Here is a 15,400-nt window from a genome sequence, read left to right on the forward strand (position 1 = left end):
GACGTGACGGGCTTCGTGTCGATCGTCGGCGCCGGTCCCTGGGACCCGGAACTACTCACCCTGGCGGGGCGCGAGCGGCTGACCCGGGCGGACGTGGTGATCGCGGATTACCTGGTCAACCCGGCGCTGTTCTCCCATTGTCGTGCGGACGTCCACCTGTTCCAGCGCACCGAGAGCCCGCACGCGGGGGCCCACGGCGAGCCGGTGCCCGACCAGGAGACGATCAATCGCCTGATGGTCGAGCGCGCGGCGGCGGGGCTGTACGTGGTCCGCCTCAAAGGCGGCGACCCGATGGTGTTCGGCCGCGGCGCCGAGGAGGCCGAGGTGCTGGCGGCGCGTGGGATCCCGTTCGAGTTCGTGCCGGGGGTCAGCGCGGCGATCGCCGCGCCGGAGGCGGCCGGGATCCCGGTGACGCATCGCGACCACGCGCCGTGCGTGAGCCTGGTGTCAGGCTACGAGGCGTACGAGAAGGGCGGGCGCGCGGTCGACTGGGAGCACCTGGCCAAAGGGACAGGTACGCTGGTGTTGATGATGAGCGTGCGCAACTGCCGGCAGAACGCGGAGCGGCTGATCGCGGCCGGGCGCGATCCGGCGACGCCGTCGGCGGTGATCCGCTGGGGCACGCGGGGGATCCAGCGCACGCTGGTGGCACCGCTGGCGCAGATCGCCGATCGCGTCGAGGCGGAGGGCCTGCGCCCGCCGGCGGTGATGGTGGTCGGCAGCGTGGTCGACCTGCGGCGGTCGACGCAGTGGTTCGAGCGCCGGCCGCTGTTCGGCAAGCGGGTGGTGGTGACGCGGGCGCGGCACCAGGCGAGCGACCTGCTGCAGCTGCTGGCAGGTCAAGGCGCCGACGCGGTGTCGGTGCCGTGCCTCGACATCGCGCCGCCCGACGATCTGGCGCTGCTCAGCGGGGCGGCGCAGAGCCTGGACGAGGTCGACGGGGTGATCCTCTCGAGCCCGAACGGGGTGCGCGCGTGGTTCGACGCGCTGGCCGGGCTCGAGCTCGATGTGCGGGCGCTGCACGGGAAGTGCCTGGCGGCGATCGGGACGGGCACGGCCAATGCTTGCTGGGAGCGCGGGATCCGGCCGGACATCGTGCCGTCGGCGGCGCGCTCGGAGGGGCTGGTCGAGACGCTGGCGTCGCGCGGGCTGCTGGAGCGCCGGTGGCTGCACGTGCGCGCCGACGAGGGCCGCGACCTGATCGGCGAGGCGGTGCGCGCGGCGGGCGGGACCTATCGGCTGGTGGTCGGCTACCGCGTGACGCGGCCGAAGGTGCCGGGGTTGCTGACGCGTTCGCTGCTGCCGCTCGAGCACGGCGGCGAGGGCACCGACGCGATCTGCTTCGCCAGCGGCAAGACGGCGCGCAACTTCGTCGATACGTTGATGGAGGCGCACGGGGAGGCGCTGACGCAGGAGATCCTGCGCCGCGCGCGACTGGTGGCGCTGGGGCCGGTGACCGCGGCGGCGCTCGAGGCGATGGACCTGCGACCGGACGCGGTGGCGGGCGGGCTCAGCGACGAGGCGATGCTGGCGGCGGTGATCGAGGCGCTGGGCCGCGGGTAGCGGGGCCGGCGAGCCGTGCGCCGCGCCCGAGGTCGGGGGAGCAGAGGGGGTCGTGTCCGGCGATTGCGGGCGCGCGGAGGCGTTCGCGCCCGCGAGTGTTTGTCGGTTCACGGACGGACCGGTATCGTAGGGCGGCGATGAGCTTTCTTCGCCAGTACGCGGCGAGCGAGGCCGAGGCGCGGAGGGCCCTGACGCTGCGGTGGCTGGCGGGGCGGCCGCGCGAGCTGTTCGCCGAGCTGCAGCGCGAGCGGCCGATCCTGGTGACGCCGGGTCTGGTGCTGGTGACGCGCCACGCGGAGGCGCTCGAGGTGCTGAGCCGCGGCGATGTGTTTTCAGGACATGTCCTCGAGGCCAGGCGGCACGCGCTGTTCGGCGGGTTCTCGCTGGCCGAGCGCGAGGGGCCGCGGGCGGCGGCCGAGGCGGCGCTGGTGCGGGTGTGCGTGCGGGGGGACGACGCGGACCGGGTGGCGGCGATGAGCCACGACGCGGCGGTGGGGGCGATGCTGGCAGCGAGCAGCCGCGGCGGGCTCGACGTGGTGCGGGATCTGGCGCACGTGGTGGCGGGGCGGGTGGCGGCGGAGTACCTCGGGGTCAGCGGGCCGGAGGAGAGCACGCTGGTGCGGTGGGTCGAGGCGATCGCGCGCGATGTCGACGACAACCCCGGGGGCGACAGCGAGATCCACGAGGAGGCCCGCGCGGCGGTGGCGGAGCTCGGCGGGTACACCGACACGATGGTGGCGTCGCGCCGGGCGCAGCGAGCGTCGGGGCGGATGGCGGGCGACGACGTGCTGGGGCGGCTGGTGGCGCTGGGGCACCAGCGGCTCGAGGAGCGACGCCTGCGTGAGGTGCTGTTGGCGCTGCTCGTGGCGGCGGTGGAGCCGATCGCGGCCTCGATCGCGCTGGCGATCGGCGAGCTGATCGATCGGCCCGGGGCGCTGCAGGTGGCCCGCGCGGCGGCGCTGGCCGGCGACGATGCGGGGCTGTGGGCGGTGCTGCGCGAGGCGCTGCGGTTCTCGCCGCCGCGGCTGACGGTGTGGCGGAGGTGCGAGCAGCGGTATCACCTGGCCCAGGGGACAGGCGACGAGGTGACCGTCGACGCCGGCACGGCGGTGGTGGTGGCCATCGCGGCGGCGGCGTTCGATCCGGCGCGCGTCGACGAGCCGGAGCACTTTCGCCTCGACCGGCCGGAGCAGCACGATTTCCTGTTCGGCGAGGGGCCGCACGCCTGTCTGGGCCGACACGTGGCGATCGCGGCGGTGCGCGAGGCCTGCAAGGTGCTGCTGGGCCACGAGTTCCGCCTGTCGGGGCCGCTGCGGCGCGACGGCGGGCGGCCGATCGGATTCCCGATCGCGGTGGCGCCGTTGCCCAAGTAGCTGCGGTTGGAGCGACGCGAGAGCGGGTGCGGCCGCAGGGTTCTTCCGCGGTCGTAAAGGCCGACACGTGGTTCGGCGCCGGATCGGAGCTGGCCTTCGGGACAGGTGAGAGTGGGCAGCGAGCTCGGGCGTGGTGAGCGCTCCTAGCGCCCTACTCGACGCAAGGAGCGGGTGAGGGTTCGCGCCGGGGCCCCGGCGAGCCCGGCGACAGCCTCCGAACCCTGTTTGGCGCGGTTTGGCGGCGAGAACGGGCGGACGGCAGTGGCGGGGAGGTGCGTGCTGGCCCGCTCGTGCCATGGAAGCGTCATGACGACCGGGCAAGGCAGCTTCTCCACCGACATCGCGACCATCCGCAAGCGAGCGCGTGAGCACCTCGAGCAGGGCGCGCTGACCCCCAACTATGGCGCCGATGTGGAGACGGCGATCCGCGTGCTCAACGAGGCGCTGGCGACCGAGATCGTATGCGTCCTCCGCTACCGCTTCCACGCGGTCACGGCGACCGGGATCGCCAGCGAGGCGGTCAAGGCGGAGTTCGAGGAGCACGCGCAGGAAGAAGAGGCGCACATGCTGTGGATCGCCGAACGTATCAATCAGCTCGGCGGTAAGCCCAACTTCAGCCCCGACGGGCTGTCGAGCCGCTCGGCGTCGCAGTACGTCGAGGGCGAGAACCTGGTCGACATGATCAAGGAAGACCTGGTGGCGGAGCGGATCGCGATCGAGACGTATCGCGAGATGATCCGCTACTTCGCGGCGAACGACCCGACGACGCGCATGCTTCTCGAGAAGATCCTGGCGCAGGAAGAGGAGCACGCGAACGACATGCACGACCTGCTGGTCGCGCACGAAGGCAAGCCGATGCTCGATCACTAGGCGTCAGGCTGCCCAGGCGCTGGAGCGGGGGCCTGCCCGGTGGCGGCCCGCCGTGGCGGTGACAGCCTCGTGGTGATGTCGAGTGACCTGTCCGCAGGGGCAGGTCGCTCAACGTCCGTCCAGCTGGCCATCGAGCCAGGCGAGCGCTTCGGGCTCGGCGGCGAAGATCCGGAGGGTGTCGCTCTTGCCGGTGATGCGGAGCATCAGGTTGATGGCGGCGCGGACCAGTGGGCTGCTCGTGACCGTGGCGGTCGGCCCGGCTTCGGTCACCTGGACCAGGATCTTGCGCGCCTCGGTGGTGTACTCGGTGCCGCGAGTGACCACGCAGATCGTGGGCCGCATGAAGTGCGGGCCGCCCCTCGTGAAATGCTGGACGTAGGCCTCGGCCTCCGCCGTGTCAAACACGCCCGTGACGCCGACGCGCACGTAGCCGCGGCCCCGGGGCGTCACGCGCTCTTCGAAGACGATCGGCATGCTCGAGCGGAGCTTCGACTGTAGTGAAGTCGGCCGGGCGGATCAACGTGGCGGGCGGCGGCTGCAGCTGACGTCAGGTCAGGCGCCCGGGCGGGGTGATGGCCGATCGGTGGGTCGTGTTCTGAGAGGGAAAGACAGCCCGCTCTGTCGTGGCGCGCGGGTGAAGCCGGGTGAGCGCGGAGCTCGGGCGAATTCTGTGTCGGCGCTGGAAGACCATGGGTCGCCGAGGCCACGGTTCGTGGCGCGGTCACGCGCGGCGTTCGCCTGGGCTTCGGTCGGGGCCGGGGTCCGCGGGTGCGCACGACGAGGCCGCGAGGACCGAGGCCGTCGCGGCGCGATGGGCGGCGGGATCGTCGCGGCGCGAGGCGATGCCGTGATCCGCAAGGACATGGCCTGAAGCGCATGCTCTGAAGGACATGCCTTAGAGGACATGTCGTGATGGACATGGCGTGAGGGACAGGCAGTCACCCGCCCCAGAAGGCGACCACGTCGGCGATGGTGTCGCGCGGGCGCAGGACGGTGACGGCGTCGCCGTCGAGGCCGAGGGCGATCGGGATCGCGCGGCTGCAGTAGCGCGACCACATCGAGAGGGTGTAGGCGCCGGTGTCGCGGATCAGCACGTGGTCGCCAGGGGCGAGGGCGGGCAGCGGGAGGTCGCGGGCGAGCAGGTCGCCGCCGAAGCACAGCGGGCCGGCGAGGGTGGTGGCGACGGGGTCGCCGGCGATCGGGTGGCCGTCCGGGTCCAGGGCGAGGAAGTCGTGGTGCCACTCGTTCGGCCGGTAGACGCGGCGGACGAACAGATCGGCGCCGACGTGGAGGACGGCGACCGGGCCGGGCTTGACGACCTCGACGCGCGAGACGACGAAGCCGCAGTCGGCCAGGAGCGAGCGGCCGAACTCGGTGACGAGCAGAATGTCGGTCTGGAACAGCTCGGGGATGGCGGCGCGCAGGGCTGCGGCGTAGGCGGCGGGGGTGAGGCGCGGGGCGTCGTCGCGGTACTGCGCCGGCAGGCCGCCGCCGAGGTCGAACATGTCGATCGGGTCGTGGCGCGTGGCGCTCAGCTCGCGCCGCAGCTGCCACACGCGGGCGACGCCGTCGACGAGCTCGGGGATGGTGGTGCCCTGCGAGCCGATGTGGACGTGCAGGCCGCTGAGGAAGCGGTGACGCGCGAAGGCGTCGAGGATCGCGGGGCGCTGCGACAGGGGGACGCCGAAGCGGCTGCCGCGGTGGCCGACGCTGGTGAGGGCGAGGGCGGCCTCGGCGAGCTCGGGGTTGATCCGCAGGCCGATCCGGCTGCGGCTGGCTGGCGTGTGAAGGGCGGCGATCCGCTCGAGCTCGGCGAAGTTGTCGGCGTTGATCCGCAGGCCCAGGTGCAGGGCCTCGGCCAGCTCGGGCACGGTCTTGGCGGGCGAGTCGAAGACGATCCGGTCGGGGCTGCAACCTGCGCGAAGGGCCAGGTGAACCTCCTCGATCGAGGCGGCCTCGAGGCCGAACCCCGCGGCCACGACGACGCGCAAAAGGTTTAAAAGGGGGTTGGCCTTGATCGCTACGGTGTGGAGGGCGCGCGGGGCGGTGAAGGCGAGCGTGAGGTCGGCGAGCTTGGTGCGCAGACGATCGAGGTCGTGGACGAGGACCGCAGGCTCGTCGGCGTGGCCGGCGGCGCGGACGCGGCGGTAGGCCGCGGCGAGCTGCTGCGGAGCGGGACGAGCGTCGACGCGGGGCATGAGCTCAGCGTCGCGCATGTCGTGGGGCCGTGCCAGCCGCGGCCGCTGTGCATGCGCGTGCAGGGCGGTCGCCCGATCGAAGGCGAGAGGGCAGCAGGCGTACGTGCGGCCCAGTCGCCGGCGGTTGTTGGGCGTACGCAGGGACCGCCGATTGGTCCGCGCGGGGCGGTCACGGGGCGCTTGAACGAGCTACGAGGCGACGCTGCACGGGGCGCTTGAACGAGCTCCGACGCGGCGCTGCACTGCCGGCGCGAGCGCGGCAGGACAGGGGCAGCAGGCAGGCGGCGTGCTCGCCGGTGGCCGGCGTGCTGCGCCTCAGTTGCGTTCGCCGGCGAGGATCGCCTTGGCGGCGTCGTGGCCGCTCTGGACCGCCGACTCGATCGTCGCGGGGAGGCCGGTGCGGACCCAGTCGCCGGCCATGTAGAGGCCGCGCACGGGGCCGGTGACTTCGGGGCGGCAGTGGTAGGTGCCGGCCGCGTGGGAGATGGTGGCGCGCTTCTCCTTGATGACCTTGAAGCGCTTGATCGCGGGACCCTGGGGGCCGGCGGCGGGGAAGTAGCGCTGCAGCTCGGACTGCAGCAGCGCCTGCAGGGTCTCGGGCGGGTCGTCGACGCAGGCCCGGGCGGCGCTGATCGTGCAGTTCATCATGGCCTCGCCGCCGACCTCGCCTTCGATGCGCGAGCGGTTGAACATCCAGTGCAGCGGGCCGGCGACCAGGCCGATGAACGGATCTTCGAACGGCGCGCGGTCGACCGAGAACCACAGGTTGACGATCGGCGACGGGCGCAGGCGGGCGATGTCCTGATAGACGGGGTGGCTCGGCAGGGCGCCCGGGAGCATGTCGAGGAAGGCCTGCGGGGGGACCGACGAGACGACCACGTCGGCCGCGAGGGTCTCGCCCGACTTGAGGGTGACGCCGGTGACGCGGGCGTTCGTGACCTCGAGCGCGCGCACCGGCTCGCCGAGGCGCAGGTCGCAGCCGCGGGCGCGCAGGTAGGCCAGCGCTTGCTCGACGTAGAGGCGCGACAGCGGGACCTTGGGCACGCCGAGGCGCGAGGCGTCGCGGCTGGTGAGGAAGGCGCGGTCGAGCACGGCGGTGAACATCGCCGCCGACGAGACCAGCGGGTCGTCGTTGAGGGTGCCCCAGATGAGCGGGTCCCAGAAGGCGTTGCGCAGGGTCGGCGTCTGGCCGAGGCGGCGCAGCCAGCTGTCGCAGGTCTCGTTGTCGTCGGGGCGCTGGACCTCGCCGCGCAGCATGAGGCCGGCGCGCAGGGCCGCGGCCTTGTCGAGCAAGCCGAGGCCGCGCATCGTCAGCAGGCCGGTGGCGAGGTGCAGCGGCGCGGGCAGGGCCGGGCACTGCAGGTGCAGCCGCTTGCCGCCCGGCTTCACCATCGTCACTTCGAGGTTCTTCTGGAAGTAGATGCCGTCGGTGCTGTCGATCGCGCGCAGGAACGCCAGGGTCTCGCGGTAGCAGCCCATCAGCAGGTGCTGGCCGTTGTCGACCTCGCGGTCGAGGGTGGAGTCGTGGAACGAGCGGGCCCGGCCGCCGCCGGCGCGGGTGGCCTCGATCAGGGTGACGACCCGGCCGGCCTCGGCCAGGCGCACGGCCGCGGACAGGCCGGCGAGGCCGCCGCCGATCACGATGACGCTGCGGGTGCTTTCGGACATGACGGAAGGGACATTCTCGAGAGGACAGGGCCGAAGCGACAGGTCCGAATGGACATGTCCGCCCGGACAGGACGGTCAGGACAGGACGCTGGCGCCGGCGCGGGCCAGCGCGAAGGCGGCGACGCGCAGCTTGTCGCGGCGGCGCAGCGAGGCGCGGCGGGTGAACACGTTGTAGTTGCGGGCCCGGATCTCCTGCAGGATCTCGTAGTAGGTGCGGCCCATGATCTCGGCCGGCAGCAGGCGGCGCTGCGGGATGTCCGGCAGCAGGGCCCAGGCGGCGTGGTACTCGCGCTCGGCCGCGGCGGCGAAGTCGGCCGCGGCGCCGACGAACCGGCCGTCGTAGCGGTAGTTGAAGATGTCGTCGGGCGTCAGGCCGTGGCGGGCCAGCAGCTCGAGCGGGAGGTAGATCCGGCCGCGCGCGGCGTCCTCGGCGACGTCGCGGAGGATGTTGGTGTACTGCAGCGCGAGCCCGAGGTGCTCGGCGTAGCGGCGGGTCTGCTCGCGCTGGTCCTTGAAGATGGCGACGCACAGGAAGCCGACGCACGAGGCGACGCGGTAGCAGTAGAGCCGCAGCTGCTCCATGTCGTCGTAGGTGCTGCGGTCGAGGTCCATCGCCACGCCGGCGATGATCTCGTCGAAGGCCTCGCGCGGGTAGTGGAAGTGCTTGTTGCTCTCGGCCAGCTGGCGCCCGAGCTCGGTGTGCGGCGGGTCGTCGTCGACGTAGGCGTCGCCGTAGATCCGCGCGACCTCGGCGCTCCAGAAGGCCAGCGCGCGGCGGGCCGACTCCTCGCCGACGGGGCCCGGCTCGCGCTCGTCGACGATGTCGTCGACGACGCGGCAGAACTCGTAGACCTGCTTGAGGCCCTCGCGCTGCTCGGGGCCCAGGAACAGGAACGCGAACTTGAAGTTCGAGTTGGAGCGCTGGAGCAGGCGCCGCCACAGCGCCGCGGCGCCGCTCGGGATGGTGCGCGCGAGTTCCATGAACTGGGCCATCGTGCGGTCTAGACCTCGCCGCGGAGGAAGCGGCGGCCGAACGAGAAGATCGAGCGCGCGGCGATGCCGAGCATGTCCTGCTTCTCGAGGGTGGGGCGGAAGGCGAGCACCTCGTAGTCGAGGTCCTCGATGCGCTGGAGGATGGCCATGCCGCCGCGCCAGGTCGCCTCGAGCTCCATCGAAAGGCCAGGCTCGACGCGGCGGACCAGCGGGTAGCCGCGGAGGAACATGCTGCGGCAGCGCGAGACCGAGAACGCCATCAGCTCCTTGAAGGCGCGGGTGTGGCGGCCGGCGAGCAGGTCCTCGCGGGTGACGTTGAAGTGGACGAGGTCCTCCTCGGGCAGGTAGCAGCGGCCGCGCGGGGTGTCGACGCTCAGGTCCTGGAGGAAGTTGGCGATCTGCAGGGCGGCGCAGATCTCGTCGCTGAAGCGGTGCAGCTCCGGCTCCTGGTGCCCGTGCACGTAGAGCACGAGCTGGCCGACCGGGTGGGCCGAGTGCTTGCAGTAGTGACGCAGCTCGGCGAACGTGCCGTAGCGCTTCTGCGTCAGGTCCATGCGGAAGGCGGTCAGCAGCGCCTTGAACGGGCCGATCGGGATGTTGTGGCGGCGCACCGTGTCGCGCAGGGCCAAAAACACCGGGTGCTGGACCTCCTTGTGGTAGGCGGCGACCAGCAGCTGCTCCCAGCGATCGAGGGCGTCGACGCGGCGGGCCTCGAAGCGCGGCTCGTCGGCGAAGTCGTCGGCGGTGCGGGCGAACGCGTAGATCGCCATGATGTTGGGCCGCAGGTGCGCCGGCAGGAAGCGCGAGGCGACCGGGAAGTTCTCGTAGTGGGTGGTGGCCATGCGCTCGCAGTAGCGGTAGGCCGTCTCGAGGGTCCACGGCCCGGGCGGGGCGCCGTCGGGCGAGCTGACGCGCTGGCCCTCGAGGTCGCCGTCGGGGGGCGGGGGGACGCAGAAGAGGCGGGGTTCCGTGGCGCTGACCATGACGGGTTCTCCGAGGAGTAGGCGAGGCGAGGCGAGTCGTGGGCGGCGGTGCGGGAGCGAGGCCGTCGCGGGTTCTCGAGGATGAGCGGAAGTCTAACGGCTTTCGGATCGGAGCTCGCGCAGCAGGACGACGGCGCGATCGTGCTTGATCTCGGCCGCCTCGACGAGTCGGTGAACGAGGAGGTCGACCTCCGGGCCCGCAGCCCCGGCCCCGAGGGCCACCGCGCGTGCGTGTAGCGACATGTGGCCGCGCTGGATGCCCTCGGTGGCGAGCGCGCGCAGGGCCGCGAGGTTGCTGGCGAGCCCGACCGCAGCCATGACCTGGCCGAGCTCGGCGCCCGATGTCGCACCCAGGATCTCGAGCGCGAGCCGGGCCGAGGGGTGGACCTTGGTGGCGCCCCCGACCACGCCGACGGCGGCGGGCAGGCTGATCGCGCCGCACAACCAACCCTCGGGGTCGAGCCTCCAGGTGGCGAGCGGACGGTAGGCGCCGGTGAGACCCGCGTACGCGTGGGCGCCGGCCTCGATGGCGCGCCAGTCGTTGCCGGTGGCGAGGGCGACGGCGTCGACGCCGTTCATGACGCCCTTGTTGTGGGTGGCGGCGCGGTAGGGGTCGAGCTCGGCGAAGCGCGAGGCGGAGGCGATGCCGGCCGCCGCGGCGGCGCCGGAGAAGCCGCGCCCGGCCAGCGCGCCGGGGGGCACGCGGCAGGTGACGTGGGCCCGCCGGCGGTCGGCGAGGTTGCTGAGGATCCGCAGACCGGCTGTCCATCGGGTCATGTCCGAAAGGACAGGCGCGAGGATCTCGGCGATCGTGTTGAGGAGGTTGGCGCCCATCGCGTCCTGACAGTCGACGACGACGTCGACGACGAGCATGTCGGGCGCGAGCACGCGGACCAGCAGGTCGCGAGCGCCGCCGCCGCGAGCGACGAGCCGCGGGTGGGCCGAGTCGGCCAGCGCGAGCAGGTCGGCGCGCGCGGCGTGGATGGCCGCGACGGCGCCGTCGGCCGGAGCGTCGGCGGACTTCGGCGCGGTCAGCTGGACCTGGGCGATCATCCACGGCGGGTCGCTGCGGGCGAAGAAGCCGCCGCCGGCGCGGATCATCTTGGCGGCGTTGGAGGCGGCGGCGACCACCGAGGCCTCCTCGACCGCCATGGGCACGAGGAAGTCGCGGCCGTTGATGCGGAAGTTGGTGGCGACGGCGAGCGGGAGCTCGAGCGTGCCGATGACGTTCTCGATCAGGTTGTCGGCGCTGCCGAGGTCGAGGCTGCCGGGGTCGAGGGCGGCGAAGCGGTCGCGGGCGATGCGAGTGGCGGCGGCCACGGCGTCGCGGCGGCCGTCGACGCCGAGGCGGAAGAAGCCCGACATGCGCGAGGACAGCGGCGGCCGCTCGTCGCGGCGCAGGCCGGGGACGGCGACGGGCAGGCGGCCGATGGCGTGGAGGCCGTGCTCGCGCTGCAGTCGCTCGGCGAGCAGGTCGAGGTCGGCCTGGCGAGCGGCGAACGCGACGACGAGGTCGCCGCCACCGGCGCCGCTCGGCTTGGCGGCGAGGCCCATGCGCGCGGCCTGGTCGACGATCGCGGCGATGTTCGGGGTGACGATCGGGGCGCCGCTCAGGCGCTGCAAGGCGCGCAGGCCGTCGTTGTGGAGGGCGACGGCGTCGCGCAGGGCGGTGAGGCCGATGTCGGGGTCGTCGCCGAGGTAGCCGCCGCGGAACAGCTCGGCGGCGCGGCGCAATTGCGCGGTGGCGTCGGCGTAGGCCGCGGGGTCGCGCTCGCCGGCGACGCGGACCTGCTGGACGAACGAGGCGGTGTCGGCGGGGGCGCCAGCGTCGAAGAAGCCGACGTGCAGCCACGCGGGGTGGGCGATCGGGGTCGGGACCTCGCCGCGGGTGAAGGCGATGGTGCCGCCGAGCACGGCGCAGGCGACGTCGGCCCCGCTGCCGCCGCCCTGGACCTGGGCGTGAGCGGCCTGGGCCAGGCGCAGGGCGATGGCGCGGACCTCCGGGTCCTCGGGGTCGAGGCCGGCCTCGGCGAGGTGGAAGCCGACGATCGCGGCGACGGCCGCGGCCGAGCTGCCGAGCCCGAGCTTGCGCGCGCCGGCGGCGAACGAGCCGGTGTCGACGCTGGTCAAAGGGCCAGGTGCTTTGGTTCCTGTGCTTTCGGACAGGAACGATCGGACATGCGCGTAGGCGGCCTCGGTCAGCGGCGAGGCCGGCGGGCGATCGGGGTCGTCGCAGTCGGCGGCGACGGCCCGGCGACCGACGGCGGTGACGAGGGCGGTGGCGCCGGCGAGCACCGCGTACTCGCCGATGAGGAACGCCTTGCCGGGGGCGGAGACGGCCGAGCGGGTCACGCGAGCACCTCGACCGACGGATCGGGGCCGGGGCCGACGATGTCGACGGCGTGCACGCCGGGCACGTCGCGCAGGCGCAGCGCGAGGTCGTCGGCGTGGGCGGTCAGGCACAGCACCTTGACGTGCGGGCCGGCGTCGCTGGTGACGAAGCCCTGCAGGCCGTCGCCGCGCAGGCGCCACACGGCGTGGATGACGTCGAGGGTGGCGCCGCGCCAGTACACGATCGGCGGGCGGCTGGCCATCATGCAGGCGTGCATCTTGAAGCAGGAGTGCTCGAGGATGTCCCCGAGGACAGGTAGGTCGCGGGCCGCCAGCGCGGCCTCGGCGGCGGCGAGGTCGGCCTCGGAGGTGTCGACCCACGGGCCGTAGTAGGGCGAGGTGTCGCGGCTGCGCTGCATGCCGGCGGTCGAGCCGAGCGACTTGGGGCCGCGCTCGGTGTGGACGATGAGCAGGCGGACGTCCCAGTGCGACTGCGGCTGCAGCGGGTAGGCCCGGCAGTCGCTGCCGTCGGGCTGCACGCCGCGGTCGAGGCGGACGAAGCCGCCCCACAGCGAGCGCGCGGCCGAGCCGGAGCCGCGGCGCGCCAGGGCCGACAGCGCGGGGCGGCCGGGCTCGTACTCGAAGGCGGCGGCGGCGGCGAGGGTCAGGGCGGCGAAGCCCGAGGCGCTGCTGGCCAGGCCGGCGGCCGTCGGCAGGTGGTTGTGCGAGGTGACGGCGCAGGTCGGACGCGCACCGGCGTGACCGGCGGCCTGCCACATGCGATCGAGGTGGCGCATGACCTTGGCCGCGACCTCGCCCGAAGCTGGCTCTTGGTTCAGGTGGAACGAGTCCTGCTCGCCGGGACCGACGGTGGTCACGCTGCGCAGGTGATCGAGGGTCAGCGACAGCGAACCGACGGCCGGCAGATTGAGGTCGGCCGGCGACGCGTCGCGCTTGCCCCAATACTTGACGAGGGCGATGTTGGTATGGGCGACGGCCCGGGCGCTCTTCATGACGCGGCGACCTCGACGGACAGCGGACGGAGGGTGGGGAAGGCGGCGGTGAGGCGATCGGGGGCGTCGCCGGCGAGGACCAGCAGGCAGCCGCCGCAGCCGGCCCCGGTGAGCTTGGCCCCGCGCGCGCCGGCGGCCCGCGCGTCGGCGGCCATGCGGTCGAGCGCGGGCGAGGAGACGTCGAGCGCGCCGAGCAGGCCGTGGGCGACGTCGAAGAGGACGCCGAGCGTGTCGAGGTCGCCGTGCTCGATGGCGTGGATGCCCGCCTCGACGGCCTGACCGACGGCGATCAGGACCGGGCGGACGACGCTCGGCAGGTGCTCGAGGCGGCTGCGGCAGCGCGCGACCTGATCGGCGGTGCTGCGCGGGATGCCGCTCGGGATGATGACGAGCGGCAGCGAGGCGCCGGGGTGGATGGTCCGCGGGGGCTCGCCGCGGACGTAGCGGAGGACCCCGCCCTGGGCGGCGACGCGGCTGTCGAGGCCGGACGGCTCGCCGTGGAACACGCGCTCGCCGGCCAGCGAGGCGGCGACGACGTCGTCGATGCTGGCGTCTGGCCCGAAGACCAGGCGGGCGAGGGCGACGGTGAGGGCCGCGGACGAGCCGAGGCCGGCGCGCGAGGGCAGGGCGCTGGTGCCCTGGATCGCCCAGCCGGTGACGGGGCCGTCGCAGTGGGCGAGGACCTCGAGGCAGGCACGCGCGACCGGATGATCGCTGCCAGGATGCAGCTCGAGGTCGAGGTCCCAGGCGGGGATCTCGAGGGTGATCGGCAGGCGCGGATCGGGCCGCGGGCGCGCCTCGAGCACGATGCCCTGCGGCAGGCCGGCGGCGACGGCCGGGTAGCCGTAGACGACGGCGTGCTCGCCGAGCACGATGACCTTGCCGTGGGCCTCGGCGCGCGCGTGCAGCGGGATGGTCATCGGCGCGGCTCCGGGACCCAGCGGGCGAGGGTCGGCCCGAGCACCCGCGGGGCCCGCTGCAGGTCGGCGACGGTGCGCGAGCCGGTGAGCAGCATGATGCTGCGGACGGTGAGCACGACGCGGCGGAGGAACGCGACCGCGCCGTCGTAGCCGCCGGCGCGGTGGGCCTTGAGCACCGGCGCCGCGAGGCCGCCGGCGGTGGCGCCGAGCGCGACGGCGCGGGCGACGTCGCTGCCGGTGCGCAGGCCGCCGGTGGCGACGATGCCCTTGAAGCCGAGGCCCTGGACCTGCAGCACGCTGGCGGCGGTGGGGATGCCCCAGTCCCACAGCTCGTCGGCGAGGGCCCGCTCGTCGGGGTCGACGGCGCGGTGGGCCTCTACGGCGACCCAGCTGGTGCCGCCCGAGCCGCTGACGTCGAGGTGCTCGACGCCGACGCTGCGGACCCGCTCGGCGACGCCGCGCGACAGGCCGCAGCCGGTCTCCTTGACGACGATCGGGATGTGCAGCTCCTCGACGAGGCGGCGCAGGGTCTCGAGGCCGTTGGAGAAGTCGCGATCGCCGCCCGGCTGGACGATTTCCATGGCCGGGTTGAGGTGGATGCAGAGGGCGTCGGCGCCGGTGTCGCGGCACAGGGTCGCAATCTCGGCGGTGGTCATGGCGCGGGCCTGGACGATGCCGAGGTTGCCGAGCAGGAGCACGTTCGGGGCCTGCTCGCGGACCTTGAAGGTGTGGGCGGTGTGCGGGCGGACGAACATGGCGCGCTGGCTGCCGAGGCCAAAGCCGAGGCCGAGCTGGTCGGCGGCGCGCGCGAGGTCCTGGTTGATGACCGCGGCCTCCTCGGTGCCGCCGGTCATCGCGGCGATGACGACGGGGGCGCGGAGGCGCTTGCCGAGCAGCTCGACGCTCGAGTCGACCTCGTCGAGGTGAAACTCGGGCAGGGCGTCGTGCACCAGATCGACCTGCTCCAGGAGGCTGGTCTTGTCGCGGAACCCGACGTTGTCGCCGGCGCACAGGGCGAGGTGGTCCTTCTTGCGCTGCGAGATGTCGAGGCGGTCGGCCATGAGCCTGGGCAATGTAGCTGCTAGCCCCAGGGGCCCGCCCGCTCCGCCGCGCGCCCGCCCGTGTGGAAACTCGTTCGCGCGGCGGAATGCCGCATGGGAGGGGCGCCGCCGCCGCCCGGACCCGTGATCCGCAGCACAGGACCCGCCGGCTGCGGGTGATCCCGCGAGGACCGCCTGCGCGCGCGAACGGGCTTGCGCGCGGCAATTGCGGGCGCGCGACGGGCTCGGTGGGAGGTGACCGATCGGGCATGTCCGATCGAGAATGTTCTGAAGGACATGTCGTGAGGGGCATGTCCCAAGGGGCTGGTGAGACTCGGAGCGGCGATGACGGCTGGGCGCGGCGCCGGGGCGCTCGACGCGGGCGGTCGAGCGCGCTGCCGCGGGCGCTGGGCGAGCGCGCTGCAGCGACCGTGAGTCGGGCTGCAGC

12 protein-coding genes are annotated in these 15,400 nt (G+C 73.5%); 3 read left to right on the top strand and 9 right to left on the bottom strand.

Annotated features, from left to right (window positions below):
- Positions 1 to 3 precede the first annotated feature (3 nt).
- From cobA to POL25_RS22850, 3 genes are all read left to right on the top strand, one after another.
- Positions 4 to 1,563, top strand: coding sequence for a uroporphyrinogen-III C-methyltransferase (gene cobA, locus POL25_RS22840; protein ID WP_272088257.1), 1,560 nt, complete (start codon positions 4 to 6; stop codon positions 1,561 to 1,563).
- Between the two features lie 137 nt (positions 1,564 to 1,700).
- A complete protein-coding gene (locus POL25_RS22845; RefSeq protein ID WP_272088258.1) occupies positions 1,701 to 2,936 on the top strand; it encodes a cytochrome P450 in 1,236 nt (411 codons plus the stop codon).
- 306 nt (positions 2,937 to 3,242) lie between these two features.
- Positions 3,243 to 3,806 carry a ferritin-like domain-containing protein gene (locus POL25_RS22850; protein ID WP_272088259.1) on the top strand — a complete coding sequence of 188 codons (564 nt, stop codon included), beginning with the start codon at positions 3,243 to 3,245 and terminating at the stop codon, positions 3,804 to 3,806.
- A gap of 108 nt (positions 3,807 to 3,914) precedes the next feature.
- On the opposite strand, the gene POL25_RS22855 is transcribed toward POL25_RS22850, so the two are convergent.
- The 9 genes from POL25_RS22855 to fni all read right to left on the bottom strand — a co-directional run bounded on the left by POL25_RS22855 (position 3,915) and on the right by fni (position 14,973).
- Positions 3,915 to 4,280, bottom strand: coding sequence for a DUF7793 family protein (locus POL25_RS22855; protein WP_272088260.1), 366 nt, complete (start codon positions 4,278 to 4,280; stop codon positions 3,915 to 3,917).
- 464 nt (positions 4,281 to 4,744) lie between these two features.
- On the bottom strand, positions 4,745 to 6,004 hold the full coding sequence (locus tag POL25_RS22860) for a type III PLP-dependent enzyme domain-containing protein (protein ID WP_272088261.1): 1,260 nt from the start codon (positions 6,002 to 6,004) through the stop codon (positions 4,745 to 4,747).
- Positions 6,005 to 6,319: 315 nt separating this feature from the next.
- Entirely contained in the window at positions 6,320 to 7,672 is a 1,353-nt protein-coding gene (gene hpnE, locus POL25_RS22865) for a hydroxysqualene dehydroxylase HpnE (protein ID WP_272088262.1), read from the bottom strand.
- Positions 7,673 to 7,747: 75 nt separating this feature from the next.
- Positions 7,748 to 8,665 carry a squalene/phytoene synthase family protein gene (locus POL25_RS22870; RefSeq protein WP_272088263.1) on the bottom strand — a complete coding sequence of 306 codons (918 nt, stop codon included), beginning with the start codon at positions 8,663 to 8,665 and terminating at the stop codon, positions 7,748 to 7,750.
- Between the two features lie 8 nt (positions 8,666 to 8,673).
- Positions 8,674 to 9,648 carry a squalene synthase HpnC gene (hpnC, locus tag POL25_RS22875; protein WP_272088264.1) on the bottom strand — a complete coding sequence of 325 codons (975 nt, stop codon included), beginning with the start codon at positions 9,646 to 9,648 and terminating at the stop codon, positions 8,674 to 8,676.
- Between the two features lie 93 nt (positions 9,649 to 9,741).
- Positions 9,742 to 12,000, bottom strand: a complete 2,259-nt coding sequence (locus tag POL25_RS43655) for a hydroxymethylglutaryl-CoA reductase, degradative (RefSeq protein WP_308477898.1) — start codon at positions 11,998 to 12,000, stop codon at positions 9,742 to 9,744.
- The gene (gene mvaD, locus POL25_RS22890; RefSeq protein WP_272088265.1) at positions 11,997 to 12,992 is read right to left on the bottom strand and encodes a diphosphomevalonate decarboxylase; all 996 of its coding nucleotides are present in this window, start codon (positions 12,990 to 12,992) and stop codon (positions 11,997 to 11,999) included. The genes POL25_RS43655 and mvaD overlap by 4 nt, the downstream gene beginning before the upstream one ends.
- Positions 12,989 to 13,912 carry a mevalonate kinase gene (gene mvk, locus POL25_RS22895; protein ID WP_272088266.1) on the bottom strand — a complete coding sequence of 308 codons (924 nt, stop codon included), beginning with the start codon at positions 13,910 to 13,912 and terminating at the stop codon, positions 12,989 to 12,991. Before mvk ends, mvaD begins: the two co-directional genes overlap by 4 nt.
- Complete coding sequence (fni, locus tag POL25_RS22900) at positions 13,909 to 14,973, bottom strand: type 2 isopentenyl-diphosphate Delta-isomerase (RefSeq protein ID WP_272088267.1); 1,065 nt, start codon at positions 14,971 to 14,973, stop codon at positions 13,909 to 13,911. Before fni ends, mvk begins: the two co-directional genes overlap by 4 nt.
- Positions 14,974 to 15,400 lie beyond the last annotated feature (427 nt).

This window comes from Nannocystis bainbridge (assembly GCF_028368995.1).
GTDB classification, from domain to species: Bacteria; Myxococcota_A; Polyangia; order Nannocystales; family Nannocystaceae; genus Nannocystis; species Nannocystis bainbridge.